Raw genomic sequence first — 25,997 nt, 5'->3', positions numbered from 1 at the left:
ATCACCGGGGCACGGGTCACCATTCGATGCCCTTCTGCCCCTTCTGACCGGCGTCCATCGGGTGCTTGACCTTGGAGAAGTCGGTCACCAGGTCCGCCGCCTCGACCAGTTCGGGCGGCGCGTTCCGGCCGGTGACCACCACGTGCTGGGTACCGGGCCGGTCCCGCAGCACGGCCACCACCTCGTGCACGTCCACCCAGCCCCAGTGCATCGGGTACGCGAACTCGTCGAGCACCAGCAGCCGGTACGTCTCGGCGGCCAGGTCCCGCTTGACCTGCTCCCAGCCCTCGCGGGCCGCCGCCTCGCTGCTCATCTCCCCGTCGGCGACGTTGCGCTGGATCCACGACCAGCCCTCGCCCATCTTGTGCCAGGTCACGCTGCCGCCCTCACCCGTGGCGCCGAGGACCTTGAGCGCGCGCTCCTCGCCGACCTTCCACTTGGCGGACTTGACGAACTGGAACACCCCGACCGGCCAGCCCTGGTTCCAGGCGCGCAGCGCCATCCCGAACGCGGCCGTCGACTTCCCCTTGCCGGTGCCCGTGTGCACCGCCACCAGCGGCCGGTTGCGGCGCTGACGCGTGGTGAGCCCGTCAGCGGGTACGACGCTCGGCTGCCCCTTCGGCATTACGCGGCCCTCCGTGCGGTCCTGGAATCGGTTGCCTGAGTGGTGCTGCGGACCAGGTCGGTGACCGCGTCCGCACGCAGCTCGTCCAGCGTGACGGCCTCGCCGCCCAGATGCGCCGCCAGTTCACGCGCCAGCCCGAGCCGCACGTGCCCCGCCTCGCAGTCCACGACGACCGAGGCGACGCCGTCGGCCGCCAGCAGTGCGGCCGCCTGCCGGGAGCGCACCAGCGGCTCCGGGCCGCCCGTGGCCCGCCCGTCGGTGACGGTGACCAGCAGCGGTCGCCGCGCCGGGTCCCGCAGCCGCTCCACCCGCAGCACCTCGCGCGCCCGCAGCAGCCCCGCCGCCAGCGGGGTGCGCCCACCGGTGGGCAGCGTCTCCAACCGGGCCGCCGCAGCGTCCACGGACGACGTGGGCGGCAGCGCCACCTGCGCCTCGCCCCGCCGGAACGTCACCAGACCGACCTTGTCCCGGCGCTGATAGGCGTCCAGCAGCAGCGACAGCACCGCCCCCTTGACCGCGCCCATCCGCTGCCGCGCCGCCATCGATCCGGACGCGTCCACCACGAACAGCACCAGGTTGCCCTCGCGGCCCTCCCGCACGGCCTCCCGCAGATCGTCGCGGCGCACCACCAGCCCGCTGCCGCTGCGGCCGCGCGCGTGCTGGTGCGGCGCCGCCGCCTGCACGGTCGCCGCCAGATGCAGCGTGCCGAGTGCGCCCTGCGGACGGCGCGCCCCTGTGGTGCGGCCGTGCGCCGTACGGGCCCGCGAACGGCGCCCGGCCGCCCCCTCGCCGAGTCCGGGAACGGTGAGGGTGCGCGCCCTGAACGGCTCCCCTGTGGGGGCGGTGGGCTGCTGTACGGCGGCCTGGGCCCGCGGATCGGGCTCCCCGGCGGCCTCGCCCGTGGAGGGCTGCGCGGACGGTGACCGGTCGGCCTGCTGCGGGGCGGCGGGCTCTTCGAGGCCGGGGGCCTCGCTGCCGCCGTCCTCGTGCGGCGCGTCCTGGGGGCCGGTCTGCGGGGCGTCGTGCGGGCCGGCCTGCGGGGGGATGCCGCCGCCGGGTCCACCGTCGGGCCCGTCGTCGTCCGGCTCCCCGTCCCCGGGCCCGTCGCCGTCGGGGCCGTCCGGCCCGGGACCGTCCTCGTCCTGCGGGGCGTGCTCCTCCAGCGTCCGGTCGAGCTTGTCCTCGTCGAGTCCCGGGGCGTCGAACGGGTTGCGCCTGCGGCGGTGGGGGAGCGCCAGCAGCGCGGCCTGCCGTACGTCCGCCTGCTCCACCTCGGTGCGGCCCGCCCAGGCGGCCAGCGCCGTCGCCGTGCGGGCCATCACCAGGTCGGCGCGCATGCCGTCCACCTCGAACGCCGCGCAGGTCGCGGAGATCTGGCGCAGCGCCGCATCCCCCAGCCGCACCTTCGGCAGCAGGGCGCGGGCCGCCACGATCCGGTCCCGCAGGCCCCGCTCCTCGGCGGCCCAGCGCGCGGCGAACCCCTCCGGGTCGTCGTCGTAGGCCAGCCGCCGCCGTACGACCTCCACGCGCTCGTCCGGCTCCCGCGAGGCCGCCACCTCGACGGTCAGCCCGAACCGGTCCAGCAACTGCGGGCGCAGCTCGCCCTCTTCCGGGTTCATCGTGCCCACCAGCAGAAAACGGGCCGCATGCCGGACGGAGACGCCCTCGCGCTCCACGTACGAGGCGCCCATGGCGGCGGCGTCCAGCAGCAGGTCGACCAGGTGGTCGTGGAGCAGGTTGACCTCGTCCACGTACAGCACACCCCGGTGTGCGTCCGCCAGCAGTCCCGGCTCGAACGCCTTCACGCCGTCCGACAGCGCCCGCTCGATGTCCAGCGCGCCCACCAGCCGGTCCTCGGAGGCGCCCACCGGGAGCTCCACCATGCGCGCCGGACGGGCCTCGCTCCCCGCCTCGCCCCCGTGCGGGCCGTCGGGGCAGTCGGGGTCCGGGGCGGCCGGGTCGCACGAGAAGCGGCAGCCGGGCACCACGTCCAGCGCGGGCAGCAGCGCGGTGAGCGCCCGGACGGCCGTGCTCTTGGCGGTCCCTTTCTCCCCCCGCACCAGAACGCCGCCGACAGCCGGTGAGACGGCGTTGAGCAGGAGGGAGAGCTGGAGGTCCGCCTGGCCGACGAGGGCGGTGAAGGGATAGGGGCTCACGTGACGGTCACTCCTTCGAGTGGCTCGGGGGCAGAGGGGCGGCGGGCCGGCGGACCGTCACGGCGGCGCCCCCGGCGGGACGAACGGCAGGCCCTCGGGCACCCCGTCCTCGACGAGCCGCAGCAGCGCCGCCGTGTCCGCGTGCTCCTCGATCAGATCGCCCAGCAGGTCGAGCTGTTCCTCGCGCAGGGCGCCGAACCGGGTGTCGGGCGCGGGCTCGAACGCGCGCCCCGCGTCGGCGGCGACCCGGCGCAGGAAAGCACGGCGGAAGCCGTCCGACTCCAGCGAACCGTGCCAGTGGGTGCCCCACACGGCCCCCACCCGGCAGCCGTCCAGGTCCTGGCCGCCCGCGCCGCGCAGAAAGCTCTCGCCGCCGTGCACCTCGGCCACCCCGTGGTGGATCTCGTAGCCCTCGACGGGCTCGCCCAGCGCCGTACCGTGCGGGCGGGCGAGCGTCTTCTCGCGGGCGAACCGCACCCGCACCGGCAGCAACCCGAGGCCCTCGACGCGACCGGCGCGCGACTCGACGTCGTCCTCGATCCGCTCGCCGAGCAGTTGGTAGCCGCCGCACACGCCCAGCACAGGCCGCCCCTCGGCGGCGCGCCGCACCACGGCGTCGGCGAGCCCGCGTTCGCGCAGCCACTCCAGCGCTTCGACCGTGCCGCGGGTGCCCGGCACCACCACGAGGTCGGCGTCGGCCAGTTCCTCGGGGCGGTCGCAGAAGCGCACCACCACGCCGGGCTCGGCAGCCAGCGCGTCCACGTCGGTGAAGTTGGACATCAGCGGCACCGGAAGCACCGCGACCCGCAGCACGTCCGCGCCGTAGGGGGCGGTGACCGCCGACTCGCGGACGCTGCCGCGCAGGGAGACGCGGAGTCCGTCCTCCTCGTCGATGCCCAGGCCGTGCCGGAAGGGCAGCACACCGTACGTCGGCCGGCCCGTCATCCCGTGCAGCATCTCCAGGCCGGGTTCGAGCAGCGTCACGTCGCCGCGGAACTTGTTGACGAGGTACCCGGCCAGCAGCGCCTGGTCCTCGGGGGCCAGCAGGGCCGTCGTACCGAACAGGGAGGCGAAGACGCCGCCGCGGTCGATGTCGCCGACCACCACCACCGGCAGCCGGCAGGCCCGCGCCAGGCCCATGTTGACGATGTCGCTGCGCCGCAGGTTGATCTCGGCGGGCGAGCCGGCGCCCTCGCAGATGACGGCGTCGTGGGTGCGCCGCAGCTCCTCCAGACAGCCCGTCACCGTCTCCAGCAGCTCCTCGCGCCGCCCGTACCGCACGCCGCCCCCGCCGGCTTCCTGCGGGGTGTGCCGCCCGAAGTAGCCCCGCGCGGACATCTCACCCACCGGCTTGCCCAGCAGCACCACCTGGCTGGTGCGGTCGCTGCCCGGCTTCAGCAGTACCGGGTTCATCAGCGCGCTCGGCTCCACCCGTGCCGCGGCCGCCTGCATGGCCTGGGCACGGCCGATCTCGGCGCCCTCAAGGGTCACGTACGAGTTGAGCGACATGTTCTGTGCCTTGAACGGCGCCACCGACACGCCCTTGCGGGCCAGCCAGCGGCAGATGCCCGCCGTGACCACGCTCTTGCCGGCGTCCGAGGTCGTTCCCGCGACCAACAGCCCACCCCCGACACGACCGCTCACCACGCTCCTCCCCGCGTCGCCCGGCCGCCTTTCCCCGCCCCCGCATGCCCCGTTCCTGTCGTTCCTGTCCCCCCTGTCGTCCCCGGCATCCCTGTCCCCCCTGTCGTCGCGGTGCGCAGTGCGCCGACGACCGCGTGGCGGGCTGCGACACCCGCGCAGGTGGCCGCCAGGGCCAGGGCGCCGACGCGGCGGGAGAGCCGTACCGCACGTTCCACGTCGGCAGTCCGCACGGGGCGGCCGGGCGCGTTGAGGACCGGACGGTGCTCGGTGCGGCCGCCGTACGACAGCGTCCCGCCCAGCCGCACCCCCAGGGCCCCCGCGAACGACGCCTCGACCGGGCCCGCGTTGGGGCTCGGGTGCCGGTGTGCGTCCGCGCGCCACGCCCGTACGGCGCCGCGCGGGTCGGGCCCCGCCAGGGCGGCCAGGGCGGCGGTCAGCCAGGCGCCTGGGCAGCCCGCCACGTCGTCCAGCCGCGCCGCCGCCCAGCCGAACCTGCGGTGCCGCGGCGAGCGGTGACCCACCATCGCGTCAAGCGTGTTGACGGCCCGGAACCCCAGCAGCCCCGGCACCCCGGCCAGCGCGCCCCACACCAGGGCGCCCACCACGGCGTCGGAGGTGTTCTCCGCGACGGACTCGACCACTGCCCGCGCCATGTCCTGCACGTCCAGCTCCTGCGGGTCCCGGCCGCACAGCGCGGGCAGCCGCTCGCGGGCCGACGCCGGATCGCCGGCCTCCAACGCACCCGCCACCGCGCGGGCTTCGCGGATGAGCGACGTACCGCCGAGCACCGCCCAGGTGGCGGCTGCCGTCACGGCGAGCCCGGCAAGGGGCCGGCGTCCGACGACGCGGGCCGAGCTCTCGGCGGCCCGTCCGAGGGCGACGGCGCCGCCCGCACACAGCGCGACATAGCAGGCCCCGGCGCCCCGGTGGTCACGCCACAGGCGCCGCTCCACCGCGGCCGCGGCCCGCCCGAAGGCGGCGACGGGGTGGCCGCGCCGGGGGTCCCCCCACAGCGCGTCGGCGGCGTACCCGGCGAGGGCGCCGGCCACCTGGACCCCGGCGGCCCGTGTCATGGAGCCCGCACGACGGGGGCCGGTCACGCGAGGGATCCGACGCGCACACCCGGGTCGAGAACGGAGACGCCCCGCGACGAGGCGGACAGGGGCGAAGGCGCGGGTATCGGCGGAAAGGCGGCCAGGGCGGCGCAGCCACGCATGACGGTGTCCTCACTCAGGGTCCTCGCCCTGGCTCGACTCGACCGACGGCGAGAGTCTCCTGGCTCCCGGATCCGCGCCGCCCCCGCCTTCCAGCCCGCACCGGGCCGTGGCATCGCTGGAGTGGCGCTCCCCGGTGACAGTGGCGGGACCGCGCCGGATTCGCACCGGCTTCCTCTCCATGCCGCCGTTGGGCACCGGCAGTCCACCACGCCCGGCAGACCCCGTCAACTCGCCCTTGACCTGCGACGGGGAGGTGTGTGATCCCCCACGCCGCCCCGAACGCCGGGCCCCGGCGCAGGAGATGCCCGCGCGCCGTGGAGCCTAGGCCGCGATCAGGTGGATCCCGTAGGCCACCGCGGCCAGGCACAGCGCGAAGCAGGCGAAACCGCCGGCGCGGGCGAGGGGGGAGGGGGAGGCACCGGCGCCGCGGGCGGAGGTCGCGACGATGCCGAGGGTGAAGACGCCGACGAGCGCGACGGTCGCCAGCAGGCTGACACCGAAGACCTGGCCGAGAGCGGCCCAGTCGATGTTCATGTGGTCATCCCTTTCCGGCCTTTCCGACCATTCCGACCATGAGGCGTGTCCCGTCCGGGAGGACGGGCGGCCCGAGCCCGTTCCCGGTCCCGGGGCGCGCCCCGGGACCGGGAACGGGTCTCAGGAGAGGCTGCCCGCGGACGCGGGGCGGCCCGAGGAGCGGGCGTGCTCGCTCGGTGCGGTTTCGCCGGGGAGGGCGGAAGCGAGGCCCACACCCGCCGGAGGCGGCGGCGGGGAGACGGCCCGCACGGCGGAGGTGACCACCCCGGCCGGCTCCCGCTCCGGTGCGGACCCGGGCTGCGGCTGGGGCTCCGGCGTCGCCGCCGGGGCCGGTATGGCGGACTCCGCGGCGGGCTCCGCCGCGTTGACGTTGGTGTGGTCCACCGGGGAACGCCGCGAGCGGGCCCAGATGGCGCCGCAGATCGCCAGGGTGAGGACGGCGACCGTCGTGACACCCCAGTCGCCCTGCTCGGCCAGCAGCGCCGCGCCCGCCGCGACCAGACCGGCCGCGGGCAGGGTGAGAGCCCAGCCGACGACCATGCGTCCCGCCGTGCCCCACCGCACCACGCTGCCCTTGCGGCCCAGCCCCGACCCCATGATCGCGCCGGAGCACACATGCGTGGTGGAGAGGGAGAAGCCGATGTGCGAGGAGGCCAGGATGGTGGCCGCCGCGCCGGTCTGGGCGGCGAAGCCCTGCGGGGGGCGGATGTCGGTGATGCCCTTGCCCATGGTGCGGATGATGCGCCAGCCGCCGAGGTAGGTGCCCAGCGCGATGGCGAGTCCCGCGGAGGCGATGACCCACACCGGCGGGTCGGCACCGGGAGCCAGGGCACCGCCGGTGATCAGGGCGAGCGTGATGACGCCCATGGTCTTCTGCGCGTCGTTGGTGCCGTGCGCCAGGGAGACCAGGGCCGCCGAGGTGATCTGGCCGGCGCGGTAACCCCGGGCGGTCTGCCCCTCGTCGATGCGGCGGGTGAGGCGGTAGGTGAGCCGGGTGGCGCACAGGGCGGCGACACCGGCGACCAGCGGCGCCGCCAGCGCCGGGACGAGGACCTTCATGACGACGACGTCGCCGTTGACCGCGCCCGTGCCGACCGCGGCGAGGGTCGCACCGATCAGGCCGCCCATCAGGGCGTGCGAGGAACTGGAGGGCAGCCCGGCGAGCCAGGTCAGCAGGTTCCAGACGATCGCACCCACCAGCCCGGCGAAGATCACTTCGGGCCGGATGCCGGAACCTTCATCGATGATTCCCGAGGAGATGGTCTTGGCCACCTCGACGGACAGGAACGCGCCGAGGAGGTTGAGGACCGCGGACATGGCCACTGCCGCACGCGGGGCCAGCGCCCCCGTGGAGATGGTGGTGGCCATGGCGTTGGCCGTGTCGTGGAAGCCGTTCGTGAAGTCGAACACCAAGGCCGTGACGATCACGATCCCGATGAGAAGCGTGATGTGTTCCATGCACCAGGCACAATCAGTTCGAGGGGCAGTAACGCCGTGAACGTAGGGACGCCGAGTGAACAGCAGGTGAACTGGGGCGGGCGTCGAGGTGTCACCCCCTGACGACTGTTGTGTGCTCCACGTCACACCGTGTTCGTGGCGTGCCGACGGGCTGAGAAGACACCCCGCAACGAGAGTTCACGGCACCGGTCGGACCCCCTCGCCACCTGCGGTTACCCCGGGCGGCCGTCACCCTCCCGGCGCGGTCCGCTGGTTTGACCCGGCCTGACGCGTCAACCTGGTGAGGATGCGACTGCGAACCGCGGCACTGGCCGCGTCCACCGTGCTCGGCACCGGCGCGGCCGCCCTGGCGGCCGGGCGGTACGCCGCCGACGTCGCGCTCCGCCCGCCGCGCGCCCGCGGCGAGGGCAGCACGGCGGGAAGCAGACCCACCGCCGGGTTCGAGGGCACTCGCCTGACCGTCCAGTCGCACGACGACGGCCGTGTCTGTGTCACCCGCTCCCTGGCCGCCCACCTCCCGGGCGTCTACGGGCTGACCGGACGCGGCGTGCACGCCGTCGTCGGGCCCGTCATGGAGCACGAGACGGCGGCGCAGCGCCACCCGCACACAGTGGTCCGCGAACTGCGCCGCGTCACCCGGGGCAGCCTCGGCACCGGCACGACCGTCCGCCTCACTCCGCAGGTCCACGTGGGCGACCCCGGCGAGGCGCTGGGGGTGGAGTACACGGACGTGGCCATCCCCGGAGAGCTCGGCCCGCTGCCCGCCTGGTTCGTCCCCGGCGACCGCACCGCCTGGGTCATCACCGTGCACGGCCTCGGCGCCACCCGCGAGCACCCCATGACGCTGCTGCCCTTCTACGTGAGCAGCCGGCTGCCGGTGCTGGACATCAGCTACCGCGGCGACCCCGGGGCGCCCCCGCCCCCCGACGGCATCGGCCACCTGGGCAACTCCGAGTGGCGGGACCTGGACGCCGCCATCCGCTACGCCGTCCAGCACGGCGCCCAGCGGGTGATCCTGCACGGCTGGTCCACCGGCGCCACGATGGCTGCGCAGGCAGCCGCGCACTCCCCCCTGCGCGACCGGGTCGTCGGCCTGGTGCTGGACTCGCCCGTCCTGGACTGGCAGCACACCGTCCGCGCGCTGGCCGGCTCCCGCGGCACCCCCCGCGTGCTGCTGCCGCTGGTCGTCCGCGCCGTCCAGGGCCGTGCCGGGCTGCCCGAGGGGCCGCATGCGCCGCTGGTGGACCCCGCCGGACTCACCGTGCCCACCCTGGTGCTGCACGGCCCCGCCGACACCATCGCCCCCTGGGAGGCATCCCGCGCGCTGGCGGCACGCCGCGAGAAGCTCGTCTCCCTGCACCGGATCACCCACGCCCCGCACGCGGCCATGTGGAACGCCGACCCGCACGCGTACGAGGAGAAGTTGCGCCGCTTCCTCACCCCCTTCATGTGAGGGACGCGCCCGACCCGGCCGCCTGACGGCACGTCACGCTGAGGACCACTCAGAGTGCGGCGTCCGCCCGCCCGGACGGAAGCGCGACGAGCGACGGGTGCGACCGGATATGGCACCCCAGGTTTGGGTTTCCCGGGCACAGCGTGAAGACTGCTCCTGTGACGACGTCCCGTACCCCGCGAGACAACCGGCTCCGCCTCGTCCCACGACAGCCCGTCGCCGCTGCCCGGCGCACTGTCACGACGCGGCGCGCCGCCCGGACGCCCCGGCCCCCGGACGGCATGCTCCCCCGCGACCAGCTCGCCCGCTACGCGCGGGCCAGCCTCGGCGACGCCGTCCGCCTCGCCCACTGGGCCGCCCGCACCGGCAGCTCCCCGCACACCGGTGCGGAGGCCCGCAGCGCGGCCGAGGAGCTGCGGATGACCGTCCCCCAGGTGCGGGCCCACTGGGGCCGGGCCAAGCTGGCGGGCCTCATCGAACTGCACGGGGAGACCGCCCGCGCCGGCTGGCGGCTGCGCGCCTGGGACCGGGACGACAGCGCGGTGCTGCGCGGCTGGGTGGCCCTCTTCGACGCCTGGTCGCTGGCCCACCCCGCGCCGCTGCCGCACGAACAGGGTCTGGTCGCCGAGGTCGTCGAGGCGGTCCCCCAGTTCCTGTCCGTCATGCACCTGTCCGGCGGGCCCGTCACCTTCGCCCTCCTCCACGACCTGCTGGGCCGGCGCATCGCCGAACTCCGCGCCGAACGCGACGCCCACCAGCCCGGCGCGGGCCGCGCCGTCGTCGGTGTCGCCCTGCCCGGACTGCTCGACTGGGCGCTCGACGGCCTCTCCGCCGTCGGCGCCCTCACCCGGTGCCCCGACGAGGAGCCGGAGAGCGAGCCGGGGCTCCGCCAGGGCTCGGCCGTCCTCACCCCGCTCGGCCACTGGGCGGTGTGGACCAAGCTGGAGCAGATCTGCGTCGCCGCGCAGAGCCCCGCCGGCAACATCGAGCAGTCGGCGGAGGAGATGCTGCGCGGCTGCGCCCGGATGACGCCGGGTCCCGCACGCGACGAGTACCGCGCCTGGCTGGCGGCCCGCCCCACCGGGCACGCCGTCACCGAGCTGCTGGACGCAGCCCGGGGCGAGGAAGCGCTGATCCGCGGGCTGGCCTTCGAGGCCCTGCGGGTGGTGGGGGCGCCCGCCGAGCCGGCCGTGCAGGAGGCCGCCGACGAGCCGACGCTGCGGCCCTACGCGCTGCTGTGGCTGGCCGAGCAGGCCGGTACCGACCCGGAGGACCTGGCAGGCGGCGCCCCCGGCGTGCTCACCCGGGAGGAGGCCACCTGGCTGTGGGTGGACACCGCGGCCGCCGTCACCGACCACGGCGAGGAACAACTGCTGGTCGACCACCTCGGCACCGCCGTGCAGGGCTCGGTCCCCGGACTGCTGGAGGAGGTACGGGCCACGGGACACCCGCGCACGGTGCAGGTCCTCGTCGCCCTGGCCGCCGCCCACCCGGACCCCGCGCTCGCCAAGGCCGTCCGCCGCGCGGCCTTCCAGGTCCACACCGGCGGGGAGTGACCGACCGGCACGCCCGTCGCGGGCCGGGGCCGGGCCGGAAAAGCGTTTGCCTTCCGCCGGTAGAATGGCCCCATGCCTCATCTCCTCGTGCATTAGGCGTGCGTACGCCGCTTCGCTCCCGCACGCGAGCGCGCCGTCCCGCGCGTTCGCCCCTGATCCGTACGCACGTCCACAGTCCTGCCTTGGAGTTCTCCAGTGATCACCGCCACCGGTCTTGAGCTGCGCGCCGGCGCCCGCATCCTCATCGAGTCGGCCACCTTCCGCATCGCCAAGGGCGACCGCATCGGACTCGTGGGCCGCAACGGCGCGGGCAAGACCACCCTCACCAAGTGCCTGGCGGGGGAGGGCACCCCCGCCGCCGGCAGCGTGACCTCCTCGGGCGAGGTCGGCTACCTGCCGCAGGACCCGCGCACCGGTGACCTGGACGTGCTGGCCCGGGACCGCATCCTCTCCGCGCGCGGCCTGGACCAGGTGATCCGCAAGATGCAGGAGAACGAGCAGCGCATCGCCACCGGCCAGGGCGCCACCCGCGACAAGGCGATGAAGAAGTACGAGCGCCTGGAGACGGAGTTCCTCACCAAGGGCGGCTACGCCGCCGAGGCGGAGGCCGCCACCATCGCCGCCAGCCTGGGACTGCCCGACCGGGTCCTCGGCCAGCCGCTGCACACCCTCTCGGGCGGTCAGCGGCGCCGCGTGGAGCTGGCCCGCATCCTCTTCTCCGACGCCGACGTGCTGCTGCTGGACGAGCCGACCAACCACCTGGACGCGGACTCCATCGCCTGGCTGCGGGACTTCCTCAAGACCTACCGCGGCGGCCTCATCGTCATCTCCCACGACGTCGACCTGATGGAGACGGTGGTCAACAAGGTGTTCTACCTGGACGCCAACCGTTCGACCATCGACATCTACAACATGAGCTGGAGGCAGTACCAGATCCAGCGCGAGGACGACGAGAAGCGGCGCCGCCGGGAGCGGGCCAACGCCGAGAAGAAGGCCGCCGCGCTCAACTCGCAGGCCGACAAGATGCGGGCCAAGGCCACCAAGGCCGTCGCGGCGAAGAACATGGCCCGGCGCGCGGAGAAGCTGCTGTCCGGGCTGGAGGCGGAGCGCCAGGACGACAAGGTCGCCAAGCTGCGCTTCCCTGACCCGGCGCCGTGCGGCAGGACCCCGCTGATGGCGGAGGACCTGTCGAAGTCGTACGGCTCGCTGGAGATCTTCACCGGCGTGGACCTGGCCGTCGACAAGGGCTCCCGCGTGGTCATCCTCGGCCTCAACGGCGCGGGCAAGACGACACTGCTGCGGCTGCTGGCGGGCATCGAGGAGCCGGACACCGGCAAGGTCGTGCCTGGGCACGGGCTCAAGCTGGGCTACTACGCGCAGGAGCACGAGACGCTGGATCCGGACCGTACGGTGCTGGAGAACATGCGCTCCTCCGCGCCCGACATGGACCTGGTCGCCATCCGCAAGACGCTGGGCTCCTTCCTCTTCTCCGGCGACGACGTGGACAAGCCGGCCGGGGTGCTCTCGGGCGGTGAGAAGACCCGGCTGGCGCTGGCGACGCTGGTGGTCTCGTCGGCCAACGTGCTGCTGCTGGACGAGCCGACCAACAACCTGGACCCGGCCAGCCGCGAGGAGATCCTCGGCGCGCTGCACACCTTCACCGGTGCGGTCGTGCTGGTCACCCACGACGAGGGGGCCGTCGCCGCCCTCCATCCGGAGCGGATCATCATGCTTCCGGACGGGGTCGAGGACCTGTGGAACGAGGACTACGCGGACCTCGTCGCCCTCGCCTGAGCCGCCGTTCGCCCCCGCTGCCGTCGCGAGGGCCGCCTTCGATGGGGCCCGCTGGGCTGATCCTCTCCGTGCGGTCCCCCTTCTTGATCCACCCCGGATGGATCATTCGGCCGACCGTTGATCCTTCATCTGAGTGAGAGCACCTCGTACCCCGGCGCGGTCCCGTGCCGGGTGGTGCGCCTCCGTGGCAGGAGGAACGGCGCCGCCTCCCACGCGGCTCGGGTGCGTCGCTGACCTGCCCCTTTCGCATCCGCTCCGGGTTTCCGGGGCGGATGCACGTGCATCTGCATGGGGCCGTGCGCACGGCGTTCCGGCCGGACGGCCGGTGCACAAGTTCCCAAGCTCCGGGCGAAGACCTTGCCGAATGGGTGGCCAGATAGAGGGGGAGGGGTGATCATGAGAGTCACAGAGCGCACTTCCCATGAGGAGGCACGGGTGGCCGAGACTCTGAAGAAGGGCAGCCGGGTGACCGGCGCCGCGCGCGAAAAGCTCGCGGCAGACCTCAAGAGAAAGTACGACTCCGGCGCGAGCATCAGGGCGCTGGCCGAAGAGACGGGCCGTTCCTACGGGTTCGTGCACCGGATGCTCAGCGAGTCCGGTGTGACGCTGCGTGGCCGCGGTGGTGCGACGCGGGGCAAGAAAGCAGCCTCGTCCTAGGTCCCCCAGGACCTGCGCGGGACGCGGGGGCTTCCCGCGCATCGGCGACGCCCGTCGCTCACCTGCCGGTCCCCTGTCGACAAGGCTTTCCGAGCGTTCACCCCGGTGGTTACTCTTCGGTCGACCGAACTGATGAGTAACCACCGGAGGACCTCGATGCCCCTGCTCGACAAGGACGGCGTGCACGTCGCCGTGGACGGTGAGGTGGCCACGGTCACCCTCACCAACCCGGCCAAGCGCAACGCGCAGACGCCCGCGACATGGCGGGCGCTGGCCGAAGCGGGCCGCGTGCTGCCCGGCTCCGTCCGCGTCGCCGTGCTGCGCGGTGAGGGCAAGTCCTTCTCCGCGGGGCTCGACCGGCGCGCATTCGAGCCCGAGGGCATCGAGGGCGAGCTCTCTTTCCTGCACCTGGCGCGCGGCTCCGACGAGGAGCTGGACACCGCCATCGCGGAGTATCAGCAGGCGTTCACCTGGTGGCGCCGGCCCGATCTGGTCAGCATCGCCGCCGTCCAGGGGCACGCCATCGGTGCGGGCTTCCAACTGGCGCTGGCCTGCGACCTGCGGGTGTGCGCCGACGACGTGCAGTTCGCCATGCGCGAGACCAGCCTCGGACTGGTGCCCGACCTGGCCGGCACCCATCCGCTGACCGCCCTCGTCGGTTACGCCCGCGCACTGGAGATCTGCGCCACGGGCCGCTTCGTCCGTGCGGACGAGGCCGAGCGCGTCGGCCTGGCCAACCTCGTGGTCGCCCCCGAGCAGCTCGACGGGGCCGTCACCGACCTGGCCGCGGCCCTGCTGGCCGCCCCCCGGGACGCGGTGGTCGAGACGAAGGCGCTCCTCGCCGGCGCGGCGACGCGCACGTACGACGAGCAGCGCGCCGCCGAGCGGGGCGCGCAGTCGCGCCGCCTGCGCGATCTCGCGGGGCTGGGGGACTGACCGAGGCAGCCGCAGGCAGTACGCCCGGCCCCGTCCGCCCGCCGGTTCTCAGACGTGGTCGACGGCGGTGACCAGCACGGCCACGGTCGCCTGCTCTCCACTGTCGGCGACCAGCGCGCCGCGCGCCGCCTCGCGCGCGGCGCGTGCCGTTTCCAGCACCTGGCGGGTGGGGGAGACGGCGAGCTGCAACAGGAGGTGCGGGCGCTCGCCGTCGCCCTCCGAGACGTCGACGGCCTGCCGGGCCGGCCCGGCAGCGACATGGGAGAGCGCCGGGCCCACCACGGGCGCGAGCCGCGTGACGCCGTCCACCGCGAGCACGGCGCGCGCCAGGTGCCCGGTCTCCTCCTGGCGGGACCCCTCCGACCCGGCCCGCCCGGCTGCTCGCGAGCCCTCGCCTGCGGCCTTCGAGGCGTCCTCCAGGAGCTCCGTCACCCGCAGATCGACCGCCGCCAGATGGAGCCCCAGCGCGCGCTCGGCCGTGGTCAGCAGGGTGTGCCGTACGGAGTCCGCGGTCTCCGGCACGGAGCGTCCTGCGGGGACGGCGAGCTCGGCGGTGAGCGTGAGCGGCCCGTACGGCAGGGCACTGGGCGGTGGCGGAACGGCGGGCCGGGACGCCGAGGCGGGGTCGCTCAGATCGATCCGCACCCGGCTCGGCCCGGCGTCCCGCACCGCTGCCACCAGCACGCCGACGGCCGCCTCCTCGGCGATCCAGGTCCCGTCCTGCGCCCGGCCCAGCGGCAGGAGCCGGCCCAGCCCGAGCTGTTGCCGCACCATCTGGGTCAGCTTCTCCGTCGGCATGGCTCTCCCTTCGTTCCTGCGCTGGTGTAAGCGTTCCGTCTCCGGGGGCGCGGGACGGTGTCCGGGTGCCGCAGTCACCCGGTCGGCCGCAGGGGGCTCGCCGTGGCCGCGCGTCCTGACCGCCGCGCGCCTACCGTGAGCAGCGGAGCGGCAGGCCGCTTCGAACCTCCGGAAGGGGCGCAGGAGATGTCCGAGAACAGTACGTCCGACCGCTCCGACACCCGCGCGAGCAGCGCGTCGGCGAACGAGCAGCAGAGCGGCGGCAGGAACGAGCCGGCCCGGCGCGGATCGGGTGGCGGCCCCGCGGGATCCCGCGGCCGGACCACCATCGCCGACGGGGTGGTGCAGAAGATCGCAGGCATGGCGGCGCGCGACGTCGTCGGCGTGCACGCCATGGGCGGCGGCATGGCCCGAACCTTCGGCGCGGTCCGCGACCGAGTGCCCGGCGGCAGTGGTCCCTCGGCGGTCACCCGAGGGGTCAAGGCCGAGGTCGGCGAGGTGCAGACGGCGCTCGATCTGGAGATCGTCATCGAATACGGCGTCTCGATCTCCGACGTCGCAAGGTCGGTCCGTGAGAACGTCGTCTCGGCGGTCGAGCGCATGACGGGCCTGGAGGTCGTCGAGGTCAACATCGGGGTCAGCGACGTCAAGCTGCCCGACGAGGAGGACGAGGACGACGACGACCAGGACCGCCCCCGGTTGCAGTAGCAGTGCCGGCGCCGGTTGCGGCGCCGTGGAGGTGACCGCGCCGCGTGCTTCGCCGCGGTGCCGAGCGAAGGAGCGCACATGAGCATGGCCCTTGTCGGCCTGATCGCCGGCCTGGCGCTGGGCTTCGCCGGGTATTTCGGCGGCTTCGGGGCCTTCCTGCTGGTGGCGGCGCTGGGCGCCGTCGGCTTCCTGGTGGGCAGGTTCGTCGACGGCGACCTGGACGCGGGTGACCTCTTCCGCGGCCGCAACGACGAACGCCGCAGGTGACCCCATGACGGACGGGCAGTCTCCCGACGCCGGGCGGGCACCCGTGGCCGGGCAGCTTCCGCGGGAGGAACGGGTGTCCGCGGGAGCGCGGGGCGCGACCCGGATCGCCGACCGGGTGGTGGCCAAGGTGGCGGCCCAGGCCGCCCGTGAGGCACTGCGCGGGCACGCCGACGCCTCCGCGCAGGAGGCCGGCACCGGGCAGCAGCCCCCGGAGCGGGGCACCGGACCCGTGGTGCGGCAGCCGGTGCGCCGTACGAGTGTCTCGGTACGGGAGAGGACCGCCCGGGTGCGCATCGCGCTCGAACTGCGGTACCCCTCCGACCTGGGCGCTCAGTGCGGGGCGGTGCGCCGCCGCGTCGTGGAGCGGGTACGGGAACTGGTCGGCATGGAGGTGCCGGACGTGGCTCTGGAGATCGACCGGCTGCACTCCGCGCACCTGAAGGGCGACAGCGCCGGGAGGGTGACGTGAGCCGGGACGAGTCCAAGGGCGGTCACCGCGCGGGTACGGCGGGCCGTTTCTGGTCGGTGCGCCGGGCGCCGGGCGGCATCGTGGCGCTGCTGCTGTTCGCCGGTCTCGGCTTCCTGCTGTACGACGTGGCCTCGGTACGGGCCGGGCGGCCGGGCATGGCGTGGCGGCGCACCCTCACCCACGAACTGGCCACCCGGCGGCTCGACGACGTCCTCGTGATGGCGGGCGCCGCCGTGGCCGCCGCGCTCGGCCTGTGGCTGCTGGCGCTGGCGCTCACCGCCGGAAAGCGCTCCTTGCTGACGATGCGGCCCGACACCCCGCAGGTACGCGCCGGACTCGAACGTTCCGCCGCGGCCCTGGTGCTGCGGGACCGGGCGATGGAGGTGCCGGGTGTGCAGGCCGCACGGGTGAAGGTCAGGCGCCGCAAGGTCCGGGCCCACGCGCAGGCGCACTTCCGGGACCTGGCCGAGGTGCGCTCCGACCTGGACGGCGCGCTGCGGGACGGCATCGAACAGCTCGGCCTGGCCCGGCGCCCGGGCCTGTCCGTACACGTACGACGACCGGGCAAGTGACGGGAGACGAGAGTCATGCTGCGGACCGTCAACCGGGTGCTGGCCGCGCTGGCCGGGCTGGTGCTGCTCGCACTGGGCCTGGCCGTGCTCTTCGCCGCCGCCGACCTCCCACGGCGCTGGGGGGTGTCCATGCCGTCCGACTGGCCGTGGACACGCCCCGGGGACGTGCTGCTGACCGACGCGAACCGCACCAGGTGGCGTGACCAGGGCTGGTGGTGGCCGGTGGTCATCGCGGCTTCGGCCGTGCTGCTGCTCCTGACCCTGTGGTGGCTGCTCGCCCAGCTGAGGCGGCGCAAGCTGGGTGAGGCACTGATCGACAGCAAGGACGGCGAGGGGGCGGTGCTGCGGGGCCGCGCCCTGGAGGACGTCATCGCGGCCGAGGCCGAGGCACAGCCCGGTGTCGACCACGCCCGCGTCACCCTGACGGGGTGCCGCGACCGGCCGCGGGCCCGGATCGGTCTCGTCCTGGCCGCCCACGCCCGGCCCGGCCCCGTGGTGCACGAGCTGCGACGGGAGGCCCTCCAGCACGCGGCGACCTCGGCCGGGCTGGACGCCCTCCCGGCCGAGGTCCGCATGCGGGCCGCCCGGCACCGGGCGGAACGCGTCAGTTGAGCGCCCCGGGCGGGGACGGTTGCCGCATCCGCCCGGCCGCCCCGGTCGGAACGGGTCCGGTCAGAACGAGTGCTGTGCGCCGCCGTCGACCGGGAGCATCACCCCGGTGAGGTAGGAGGCGGCAGGGGAGAGCACGAACGCGGCGGTGCGGCCGAACTCCTCCGGCGTGCCGTAGCGGCGCAGCGGGATGGCCGCCGCGTTGCGCTCCCGGGCGGCGTCCCCGTCACCGGAGAGCGAGTCGAGGTAGGCCACCCGCTCGGTGCCGATCCGCCCCGGCAGCAGGCCCAGTACGCGAATCCCCCGCGGCCCCAGCTCGTTCGCGAGGGTCTTGGCGAACCCGGCCAGTCCGGGGCGCAGCCCGTTGGAGAGGGTGAGTCCGGGGATCGGCTCGTGCACGGACGCGGAGAGGACGAAGCCGATCACGCCGCCCTCGCCCAGTTCGCCCGCCGCCCCGCGGGCCAGCCGTACCGCGCCGAGGAAGACGCTGTCGAAGGCCGTCTGCCACTGCTCGTCGGTCAGCTCGTCCGCGGGCACACCGGCTTGCGGGCCGCCGACGCTGACCAGCAGCCCGTCGAAGCGTCCGAAGCGTTCGCGGGCCGCCGCGATCACCCGGGCGGGGGTCTCGGGGTCGGCGTTGTCCGCCTCGACGCCCAGGGCCCTGCCCTCCGCGCCGGACGCCTCGACGCCGAGCCGGGCCGCGGCCTCCTCGGCCGACTTCTGGGACCGGCCGGTCACGACGACCCGTGCGCCCTCCGCGAGAAGTTGCGCGGCGGTGGCGAACCCGAGGCCACGGGTCCCGCCGGTGATGACGTAGACGCGCTCTGAAAGTCCAAGATCCATGGGGAGCAGTCTGCCCGACGCCTGCCGTCCGGCGCCCGGGGGAGGACGGTGCCCCCGACCACCGGAACACGTTGGCCCGACCACCGGAAGGCGAGCCGAGGGCGCTACGGTGCGACCTTCTCCGCTGCCTCGTCCGCTTGTTCCCCCCGGCCTTCCTCCTGCTCCGCGTCCGTCCCGCCGGAGGCGGCGCTGGACGCGGCCGACCCGGATCCTGGGGCGTCCGGGCCGGAACCCTCGGTGCCGGGCCCCGACCCGCCGGGGCCCGGGCCGGGCCCGCCCGCGTTCGGTGCCGTCTGCGCGGCCCGCCGCTCCTTCGCCTCCCGGCGCACCAGCACGACCCACCCGACGGGCACGGCGGCCGTGAACAGCCACCACTGCACGGCGTACGCCATGTGCGGGCCGATCCCGCTGTGGTCGGGCTCCGGCAGCACCTCCGGCTGCTTGCCCGCGGGCTCGGGCGAGGTCTTCATCACCTGGACGAAGCCACCCAGCATGCGGCGACCCACCTCGTGGGCCTGCTCCTTGCTGTTGATCAGCATGACCTGGCGGTCCGGGAGTCCTTTGGTGTCCTTGATGCCGCTGGCCTCGGAGGTCTCGTCGGGCATCAGCCGCCCGGTGACCGTGACCTCGCCCTTCGGCGGTTCGGGCACCTTCGGGAAGGAGGTGAGGTCGCCCTCGGAGCGGACCCAGCCGCGGTTGACCAGGACCGCGGAGCCGTCCTGGCGGACGAGTGGGGTCACGACGAAGTAGCCGATGGTGTCCCCGTCGGCTGCGGTCCGGTGCCGTACCACGACCTCGTGCCCGGTGTCGTACCGCCCGCGGGCCGTGACCGTGCGGAACTTGTCGTCGTCGGCGGGCTCCCGCCCCACGCCCGTCAGCCTGCCGACCGGCACGGTGGGTGCGGCGAGGCTGGCGGCGACCTCCTCGTTGCGCGCGACCCGGCTCTCGTGGCGGTGCAGCTGCCAGAAGCCCAGCTTGATCATGGTGGGGATCAGCGCGAGGCCGAGCAGGGTGAGGATCACCCACTGCCGGGACAACAGGAAGCGGTACACGCCTACCGACGGTACCCCTCGGGCCGCCGCTCTCCGCTGCGGACCCCCGACTTCACCGGGCGGCGCCGCCCGGTGCCGGTGCCACGTCCTGGAGCAGATGGGTGAAGGCCGCCTCGTCGATGACCGGCGTCCCGAACGCACGGGCCTTGGCGACCTTCGAGGTGGCGGCGTCCGGGTCGTTGGTCACCAGGAGACTGGTCAGCCGCGACACGCTGCTCGCGATGTGCAGCCCGGCCGCGATGGCGCGGTCCTCCAGCAGTTCGCGGTCCACACAGGTGTCACCGGAAATGGCTACGCGCATGCCCTGCACCAGCGGGCCCTCCGGCTCGTACCGCCCGGGGTTCGGATACGGGCATGCGGGGCGCTTGCGGGAGGGGCGCCAGGTGCCCTGGCCGCGGCCGTACGACCGGTACCCGCCACCTGGTGCGCCGCCGGGTCGCGGCACCACCGAGTCGGCCCATTCGGTCAGCGGCTTGCAGGCCAGCAGCGGGAGCCGCACGGCCTGATGCACGGCCAGGTGCAGGCTGGGGCGGAAGACCTCGGCCAGCACGCGTGCGTCGTCCAGCGCGTGGTGCGCCCGTTGCTGGACGACTCCGTAGTGCGCGGCCAGCGACTCCAGCTTGTGGTTGGGCAGGGGGAGGGAGAGCTCTTTGGAGAGGGCGATGGTGCACAGCCGCTGCCGTACCGGCGCCTCGCGCCGGGCGCGGGCGTACTCGCGGGCGATCATCGACCAGTCGAAGAGGGCGTTGTGCGCCACCAGGACGCGGCCGTGCAGGCGGGCGGCGAACTCCTCGGCGATGTCGGCGAAGAGCGGCGCGTCGGCCAGTGTCTCGGCGGTGAACCCGTGGATCCACGTGGGCCCGGGATCGCGCTGCGGGTTGACCGGTGAGTACCAGTGGTCCTCGATCTCGCCGCGGGCGGTCAGGCGGTAGACGGCCGCCGACACTATCCGGTCGTCACGCGCCAGGCCCGTCGTCTCGACGTCCACCACCGCGTAGCCGTCCGGATATCCGGACGGCCAGATCTGCGGTGGCAGGCTGTCGGCGGCGAGCTGCGCGGGGATGCGCTCGGACATCCCGTCGGGGCGGGCCGGCTGGTCTTCGAGCATGGTCACAGAGAATACGGGGCGGTACTGACACTGCTTTCAGGCGCGCCCGCCTCCGGTGCCGGGGCGGTACGTGCGGGGGAGCGGTGGCGCCGCCGTCCCGACGGCCCTGCGGGGAGGGCGAATCGGGCATCGGGAGCAAACCGCCGAACCGTACCCCGGACTCTACGGGTAGCTTCCGCGCGGGTGCGTGGCGGACCCCGCGAAGTGTCCGCCCTGTCGGCTCGCGCCCGCGCCTGGGGCAACCAGGTGTGGCCGCCGGGCAGTTCGCGCTGTGCCGTGCGCGCGGGGTGCAGCATGCGGGCCCGGCGTCGCCCGGCCGGATGCCCGGAGGTCTCCCAACTTCCCTACGGTGCGCCCCGGTCCGGTGTGCGCTGCCGTGCGGTGCGCCGATGCGAGGCCGTGTCGAGCCGTCTCGCGGCTGTACGTGTGAGACCGTACGCGTGAGTAGTACGCATCGGTAACTACCCCTGGCGGGACCCCGGTCGCTGCCCTTACCTTCCTGACATGCCGTCCAACCTGCCCGACGTCGTCCTCTGGTCCGTCCCCGCCTTCGTCCTGCTCACCGTCGTCGAGATGATCAGTTACCGCCTCCACCCGGACGAGGACTCGGCCGGGTACGAGGCCAAGGACGCCGCGACCAGCGTCACCATGGGTCTCGGCAGCCTGGTCTTCGACGCGCTGTGGAAGATACCGATCGTCGCGATCTACGCGGCGGTCTACGAACTCACCCCGCTGCGCGTCCCGCTCCACTGGTGGACCGTCGTCCTGATGCTGCTCGCACAGGACTTCTTCTACTACTGGTCGCACCGCGGCCACCATGTGATCCGCATCCTGTGGGCCTGCCACGTGGTGCACCACTCCAGCAGGAAGTTCAACTTCACCACGGCCCTGCGTCAGCCCTGGACGAGCTGGACCGTGTGGCCGTTCTACGTACCGCTGATCGCGCTCGGCGTGCATCCGGCCGCCCTCGCCTTCTGCTCGTCGGCGAACCTGGTCTACCAGTTCTGGGTCCACACCGAACGGGTCGGCAAGCTGCCCCGGGCGGTCGAGTTCGTCCTCAACACGCCCTCGCACCACCGGGTGCACCACGCCTCCCAGGGCGGCTACCTGGACCGCAACTTCGGCGGCATCCTCATCGTCTGGGACCGGCTGTTCGGCTCGTTCGTGCCCGAGAGCGATCCGTGCGTCTTCGGGCTGACGAAGGACATCGACACCTTCAACCCGCTGCGTGTGGCCACCCACGAGTACGCGGCCATCGCCCGCGACGTGCGTGCCGCGCGCACCTGGCGGGACCGCGCCGGCCACGTCTTCCGCGGCCCCGGCTGGCAGCCCGCAGCCACGGGCTCCGGCCCCGCGGCGTCCGCCCCCGAAGCGGCGGCCCCGCAAGCGGCAGCGCACGCGCCGAGCGCCCCCGTGCAGTAGCCGGGCCGGCAGCCGAAGGGGCCGGACCGCTGGTGCGGCCCGGCCCCTCGTATCGGCGACCGATCTGGTCACGGCCGCCTCGGTGGCGTCACTTCGTGACGGCCGCCAGCGCGTCCACGAGCCCGTGCCCGTAGAAGCTGTTGTTGCCCTTCATGCCGGTGCACTTGGCCGCGTAGGTGCCCTCGCCGTCCGGGTCGTAGCTGTCCGGGCAGGGCAGGGACTGCGCCTGGGCCTTCAGCAGCCAGGAGATCTCCTGGGCGCTGGAGGAGGGGTGGGTGCTCTTGAGCAGCGCCGCCACACCCGCGACCTGCGGACCGGCCATCGAGGTGCCCTGGAGGTAGGCGTACTCACCGTTCGGCATGGTGGAGAGCACACCGCCGTCCTTGGCCGGCTCGTCGGGCGTCTGGTAGCGGCGGTCACCGCCGGGACCCGTCACGTCGATCTGGTCCAGGCCGTAGTTGGAGTAGTACGACTTGGAGTTCTGCGCGCCCGTCGCCGAGACCGAGGTCGCCCCCTCCAGCATCGTCGGCACGTCCTTGCAGGTGGCCGGGTCGATGACGCGTTTGACCGGGGTGCTGTCGTTCGGGCTGGTCTCGTCCACGATCTCGCTCGCGGCGTGGTCCTGCGAGGAGTTGCCCGCCGAGGTGACGGTCGTCACGCCCTTGCGCTGGGCGTAGGAGACGGCCCGCTGCACCGCGTCCGCGATGGCCTTCTGGTCGGCCTGGTCGTCGCAGTTGTAGAGCCACGGGTCGGTGTAGTAGCTGTTGTTGGTGACCGCGACGCCGTGGTCGGCCGCGAAGACCATCGCGCAGACGACCGCCTCGCCGTAGAACAGCGAGGTCTTCGGCTCGGCCACCTTGATGGAGGAGACCTTCACGCCGGGGGCCGTGCCCGCGACGCCGACGCCGTTGCGGTCGGCGGCGATGATGCCGGCCACGTGGGTGCCGTGGTAGTCCTCGGCCGGGTCGGAGGGGCGCCAGGCGCCGCGTGCGGTGTCGGCCTTGCCGCCGACACAGTTCGCGGACTGTGCCGCGGAGAAGTTGGCCTTCAGGTCCGGGTGGGTGTCGTCCACGCCGGTGTCCACGACGCCGACGGTGACCTTCCTGCTGCCCTCGTCGACCTCGGCGGCCTTGTCGGCCTTGATGGCGCGCTTGTCCCACTGGAGGGACTCCAGCGGTTCCTGGTCCTTGGCCTCGGCCTTCTTCGCCGACGCGGAGGCCTTGCCGGGCTCCTTGACGAAGACCGGCTTGCCCACCTCGGTGGTGGTCGCGGACTCCAGCGGGGTGGTGCGGGTGGCGCCGGCGGAGTCGACGCCCTCGACCGCGCGCAGCGTCCGGCCGAACTCGGGGTCGGCGGAGTGCGCGACGATGACGCCTATCTTCTGGTACGCCGCGACGACCTCGCCGTCAGCCTTGCGTATCTCCCGCTTGACACGTTTGACGGTACCGCGATCGGTATCCGTGTTGACGACGTAGCTGAGCTTCTCGCCCGCCTTCACCCTGGGGGCCGCGTCGCCCTCGGTGCCCTGCGCGCTGGCCGCGGCGGCGCCCGCCAGGCCCAAGGAGGCGGTCAGTACCAGTCCCAGCGGCACCGCGAGAGCGCGTCGCCGTCTGGAAGGTCTCGATTCCATGCGGTCTCCATGTCGTCTGAAGTTGTCCACAGACGACGGAAGTTATCCCTGCGAGGCTGCCAACTGCAATGGATTGATGGAGAAAGTCCGCAGGGTGTGCGGAGCCGTGATCCTTCTTTTCCGTTTCCCCGGCCGCCCCTCTGTCGCCGAGCCGGGACGGGCTTTACGATGCGCGCACCCATGTGTCCGCTGAGACATGTGTCACACTCACGTATTTTTACCGTCCCTGTGTTCCCTTCTGCACCGGTCCGCCTCGCCGGTCCGGCCGTTCCCTCACGTTCCGACTGGAGTCATCGTGGACACCCCAGCCCAGCCCGCCTCCCCCGGCCCACCGGGAGGCTGCGACTACACCGAGGTGCAAAACAGCGCCGAGTTCGGTGAACTGCGGAGCCGCTACCGCTCGTTCGTCGTCCCGCTCACCGTCGCGTTCATCGTCTGGTACCTGCTCTACGTGCTGCTCTCCAACTACGCGGGAGAGTTCATGGGCAAGAAGGTCGTCGGCACGGTCAACGTCGCCTTCGTCTTCGGCCTGGCGCAGTTCCTGACGACCTTCCTGATCGCCTGGTGGTATTCGCGCTTCGCCGCCGCGAAGCTCGACCCCAAGGCGAAGGCTCTCAAGACGCGGCTGGAGGCGGGCACCCACGAGCAGGCCGCTCCGGGCACTCCACGGCCGGCCGCGGGGCAGGGCGGCATCGGGCACCAGGCCGAGCCGCGTGACGAGGGCGAGGGCCAGCTCGCCGGGCAGGAGGACGACGCATGAGCGCCACCGTGGACCTGGCGGCCCCCGCCACCCGACTGGTCGCCGCCGGTGCCACCGAGCACCGTCCGCTGATCATCACGTTGTTCTCCGTCTTCGTCGTCATCACCCTCGCGGTCACCGTCTGGGCGGGACGGCGCACCAAGGACGCCACCGACTTCTACGCCGGAGGGCGGCAGTTCAGCGGCTTCCAGAACGGGCTGGCCATCTCCGGCGACTACATGTCCGCCGCGTCGTTCCTCGGCATCGCCGGCGCCATCGCGCTGTCCGGGTACGACGGCTTCCTGTACTCGATCGGCTTCCTGGTGGCCTGGCTGGTGGCGCTGCTGCTGGTCGCCGAACCGCTGCGCAACTCGGGCCGCTACACGATGGGTGACGTGCTCGCCTACCGGATGCGTCAGCGCCCCGTCCGGACCGCTGCGGGCGTCTCCACCATCATCGTCTCGATCTTCTACCTGCTCGCACAGATGGTCGGCGCGGGCGCGCTCGTCGCGTTGCTGCTCGGCATCACCGGCGAGGCGGGCAAGAACCTCATCGTCGTCTTCGTCGGCATCATCATGATCCTCTACGTGACGATCGGCGGGATGAAGGGCACCACCTGGGTCCAGATGATCAAGGCCTGCCTGCTGATCGGCGGCACCGTGATCATCACCTTCCTGGTGTTCCACAAGTTCAACTACAACCTCTCCTCGCTGCTGGGCGCCGCTGCCGAGAACAGCGGAAAGGGCGCGTCCTTCCTGGAGCCGGGGCTCAAGTACGGCGTCACGGCGACCTCGAAGATCGACTTCCTCTCCCTGGGCATCGCGCTCGTCCTGGGCACCGCCGGGCTGCCGCACATCCTCATCCGCTTCTACACGGTGCCCACCGCCAAGGCGGCACGGAAGTCGGTCAACTGGGCCATCGGCATCATCGGCGTCTTCTACCTGATGACCATCGCCCTCGGCTTCGGCGCCGCCGCGCTGCTCAGCCCCAAGACCATCACCGACTCCAACGCGGCGGGCAACACCGCTGCGCCCCTGCTGGCCCAGGAGATCGGCGGCGGCGCGGACTCCACCGGCGGCGCCGTGCTGCTGGCGATGATCTCCGCCGTGGCCTTCGCCACCATCCTCGCCGTCGTCGCGGGGCTGACCCTGGCGTCCTCGTCGTCCTTCGCGCACGACCTGTACGCCAACGTCATCCGCAAGGGCCAGGCCACCGAGAAGGAGGAGGTCAAGGCGGCCCGCGTCTCCGCCGTCATCATCGGGGCCGTCGCCATCGGGCTGGGCATCTTCGCGGGCAAGCTCAACGTCGCAGGACTGGTCGCCCTCGCCTTCGCCGTCGCGGCCTCGGCGAACCTGCCGACGCTGCTCTACAGCCTCTTCTGGAAGCGCTTCACCACCACCGGAGCGCTCTGGTCGATCTACGGCGGGCTGCTCTCCTCGGTGCTGCTGGTCTTCTTCTCGCCGGTCGTCACCGGCAAGGAGACCTCCATGTTCCCCGATGCCGACTTCGCCTGGTTCCCGCTGGAGAACCCGGGGCTGATCTCCATCCCGCTGGGCTTCCTTCTCGGCTGGATCGCCTCCCTGCTCTCCACGGACGAGGTGGCCGGCGGCGAGAAGTACGCGGAGCTGGAGGTCCGCTCCATGACGGGCGTGGGCGCCCACTGACCGACCCGCGCCGCCGGTGCCTTGCGCCCGGCAGGCCACAGTTGGACGGCCTCCCGGCCCGGGCCGGGAGGCCGTCCAACTGTCGT

Annotated in this window: 24 protein-coding genes and 1 riboswitch; of the genes, 13 read left to right on the top strand and 11 right to left on the bottom strand. The window is 73.4% G+C overall.

The window, feature by feature from the left end:
• Positions 1 to 16: 16 nt before the first annotated feature.
• The 6 genes from cobO to H297_RS0107625 form a co-directional block, all read right to left on the bottom strand.
• A complete protein-coding gene (gene cobO / locus H297_RS0107650) occupies positions 17 to 625 on the bottom strand; it encodes a cob(I)yrinic acid a,c-diamide adenosyltransferase (protein WP_027736550.1) in 609 nt (202 codons plus the stop codon).
• The gene (locus tag H297_RS0107645) at positions 625 to 2,781 is read right to left on the bottom strand and encodes a putative cobaltochelatase (protein WP_027736549.1); all 2,157 of its coding nucleotides are present in this window, start codon (positions 2,779 to 2,781) and stop codon (positions 625 to 627) included. Before H297_RS0107645 ends, cobO begins: the two co-directional genes overlap by 1 nt.
• Positions 2,782 to 2,838: 57 nt before the next feature.
• Positions 2,839 to 4,425, bottom strand: coding sequence for a cobyric acid synthase (locus H297_RS0107640; RefSeq protein ID WP_027736548.1), 1,587 nt, complete (start codon positions 4,423 to 4,425; stop codon positions 2,839 to 2,841).
• On the bottom strand, positions 4,422 to 5,498 hold the full coding sequence (locus H297_RS35150) for a cobalamin biosynthesis protein (RefSeq protein ID WP_078513837.1): 1,077 nt from the start codon (positions 5,496 to 5,498) through the stop codon (positions 4,422 to 4,424). Before H297_RS35150 ends, H297_RS0107640 begins: the two co-directional genes overlap by 4 nt.
• Positions 5,499 to 5,694: 196 nt before the next feature.
• Positions 5,695 to 5,816: riboswitch (cobalamin riboswitch) on the bottom strand.
• A gap of 147 nt (positions 5,817 to 5,963) precedes the next feature.
• Positions 5,964 to 6,176: a hypothetical protein gene (locus tag H297_RS0107630; RefSeq protein WP_027736547.1), complete on the bottom strand. Its 213-nt coding sequence runs from the start codon at positions 6,174 to 6,176 to the stop codon at positions 5,964 to 5,966.
• A 120-nt stretch (positions 6,177 to 6,296) separates the two neighbouring features.
• The gene (locus H297_RS0107625; RefSeq protein ID WP_027736546.1) at positions 6,297 to 7,634 is read right to left on the bottom strand and encodes an inorganic phosphate transporter; all 1,338 of its coding nucleotides are present in this window, start codon (positions 7,632 to 7,634) and stop codon (positions 6,297 to 6,299) included.
• Positions 7,635 to 7,920: 286 nt separating this feature from the next.
• On the opposite strand from H297_RS0107625, the gene H297_RS0107620 reads away from it, so the two are divergent.
• The 5 genes from H297_RS0107620 (at position 7,921) to H297_RS0107600 (ending at position 14,030) form a co-directional block, all read left to right on the top strand.
• Positions 7,921 to 9,087, top strand: a complete 1,167-nt coding sequence (locus H297_RS0107620) for an alpha/beta fold hydrolase (RefSeq protein ID WP_027736545.1) — start codon at positions 7,921 to 7,923, stop codon at positions 9,085 to 9,087.
• Positions 9,088 to 9,368: 281 nt separating this feature from the next.
• Positions 9,369 to 10,643 carry a hypothetical protein gene (locus H297_RS0107615; protein ID WP_027736544.1) on the top strand — a complete coding sequence of 425 codons (1,275 nt, stop codon included), beginning with the start codon at positions 9,369 to 9,371 and terminating at the stop codon, positions 10,641 to 10,643.
• A gap of 195 nt (positions 10,644 to 10,838) precedes the next feature.
• On the top strand, positions 10,839 to 12,437 hold the full coding sequence (locus H297_RS0107610) for an ABC-F family ATP-binding cassette domain-containing protein (protein ID WP_027736543.1): 1,599 nt from the start codon (positions 10,839 to 10,841) through the stop codon (positions 12,435 to 12,437).
• Positions 12,438 to 12,872: 435 nt separating this feature from the next.
• Complete coding sequence (locus tag H297_RS0107605; protein WP_027736542.1) at positions 12,873 to 13,094, top strand: helix-turn-helix domain-containing protein; 222 nt, start codon at positions 12,873 to 12,875, stop codon at positions 13,092 to 13,094.
• 156 nt (positions 13,095 to 13,250) lie between these two features.
• Positions 13,251 to 14,030 carry an enoyl-CoA hydratase/isomerase family protein gene (locus tag H297_RS0107600; RefSeq protein WP_027736541.1) on the top strand — a complete coding sequence of 260 codons (780 nt, stop codon included), beginning with the start codon at positions 13,251 to 13,253 and terminating at the stop codon, positions 14,028 to 14,030.
• Between the two features lie 48 nt (positions 14,031 to 14,078).
• Here the strand turns inward: H297_RS0107600 and H297_RS0107595 are convergent, their stop codons facing one another.
• Positions 14,079 to 14,828 (bottom strand): hypothetical protein, encoded by a 750-nt coding sequence (locus H297_RS0107595; protein WP_027736540.1) that lies wholly within the window; start codon positions 14,826 to 14,828, stop codon positions 14,079 to 14,081.
• A 186-nt stretch (positions 14,829 to 15,014) separates the two neighbouring features.
• Between H297_RS0107595 and H297_RS0107590 the strand changes: the two genes are divergently transcribed.
• The 5 genes from H297_RS0107590 to amaP all read left to right on the top strand — a co-directional run bounded on the left by H297_RS0107590 (position 15,015) and on the right by amaP (position 17,456).
• Positions 15,015 to 15,536, top strand: coding sequence for an Asp23/Gls24 family envelope stress response protein (locus H297_RS0107590; protein ID WP_027736539.1), 522 nt, complete (start codon positions 15,015 to 15,017; stop codon positions 15,534 to 15,536).
• A 78-nt stretch (positions 15,537 to 15,614) separates the two neighbouring features.
• Complete coding sequence (locus H297_RS0107585) at positions 15,615 to 15,803, top strand: hypothetical protein (protein WP_027736538.1); 189 nt, start codon at positions 15,615 to 15,617, stop codon at positions 15,801 to 15,803.
• Between the two features lie 4 nt (positions 15,804 to 15,807).
• Positions 15,808 to 16,272, top strand: a complete 465-nt coding sequence (locus H297_RS0107580; protein ID WP_027736537.1) for a hypothetical protein — start codon at positions 15,808 to 15,810, stop codon at positions 16,270 to 16,272.
• Entirely contained in the window at positions 16,269 to 16,844 is a 576-nt protein-coding gene (locus H297_RS35145) for a DUF6286 domain-containing protein (protein WP_486589442.1), read from the top strand. Before H297_RS0107580 ends, H297_RS35145 begins: the two co-directional genes overlap by 4 nt.
• 15 nt (positions 16,845 to 16,859) lie before the next feature.
• Positions 16,860 to 17,456, top strand: a complete 597-nt coding sequence (amaP, locus tag H297_RS0107570; protein ID WP_027736535.1) for an alkaline shock response membrane anchor protein AmaP — start codon at positions 16,860 to 16,862, stop codon at positions 17,454 to 17,456.
• A 60-nt stretch (positions 17,457 to 17,516) separates the two neighbouring features.
• Here the strand turns inward: amaP and H297_RS0107565 are convergent, their stop codons facing one another.
• From H297_RS0107565 to H297_RS0107555, 3 genes are all read right to left on the bottom strand, one after another.
• A complete protein-coding gene (locus H297_RS0107565; protein WP_027736534.1) occupies positions 17,517 to 18,296 on the bottom strand; it encodes an SDR family oxidoreductase in 780 nt (259 codons plus the stop codon).
• A gap of 104 nt (positions 18,297 to 18,400) precedes the next feature.
• Entirely contained in the window at positions 18,401 to 19,348 is a 948-nt protein-coding gene (locus H297_RS35140) for an SURF1 family cytochrome oxidase biogenesis protein (protein WP_078513835.1), read from the bottom strand.
• A gap of 52 nt (positions 19,349 to 19,400) precedes the next feature.
• Positions 19,401 to 20,423 (bottom strand): DEDDh family exonuclease, encoded by a 1,023-nt coding sequence (locus tag H297_RS0107555; protein WP_051351701.1) that lies wholly within the window; start codon positions 20,421 to 20,423, stop codon positions 19,401 to 19,403.
• A 537-nt stretch (positions 20,424 to 20,960) separates the two neighbouring features.
• On the opposite strand from H297_RS0107555, the gene H297_RS0107550 reads away from it, so the two are divergent.
• The gene (locus H297_RS0107550; RefSeq protein ID WP_027736532.1) at positions 20,961 to 21,878 is read left to right on the top strand and encodes a sterol desaturase family protein; all 918 of its coding nucleotides are present in this window, start codon (positions 20,961 to 20,963) and stop codon (positions 21,876 to 21,878) included.
• 88 nt (positions 21,879 to 21,966) lie between these two features.
• On the opposite strand, the gene H297_RS0107545 is transcribed toward H297_RS0107550, so the two are convergent.
• On the bottom strand, positions 21,967 to 23,508 hold the full coding sequence (locus H297_RS0107545; protein ID WP_027736531.1) for a S8 family serine peptidase: 1,542 nt from the start codon (positions 23,506 to 23,508) through the stop codon (positions 21,967 to 21,969).
• A 295-nt stretch (positions 23,509 to 23,803) separates the two neighbouring features.
• Here H297_RS0107545 and H297_RS0107540 point away from each other — a divergent pair, with 295 nt between their 5' ends.
• Positions 23,804 to 24,268, top strand: a complete 465-nt coding sequence (locus tag H297_RS0107540; protein WP_027736530.1) for a DUF485 domain-containing protein — start codon at positions 23,804 to 23,806, stop codon at positions 24,266 to 24,268.
• Complete coding sequence (locus H297_RS0107535) at positions 24,265 to 25,911, top strand: sodium/solute symporter (protein WP_027736529.1); 1,647 nt, start codon at positions 24,265 to 24,267, stop codon at positions 25,909 to 25,911. The genes H297_RS0107540 and H297_RS0107535 overlap by 4 nt, the downstream gene beginning before the upstream one ends.
• The last annotated feature ends 86 nt before the right edge of the window (positions 25,912 to 25,997 follow it).

Source organism: Streptomyces sp. CNT360 (assembly GCF_000424785.1).
Note: the sequence above shows the minus strand (reverse complement) of the source record. Positions and strands in the feature narration are given on the sequence as shown.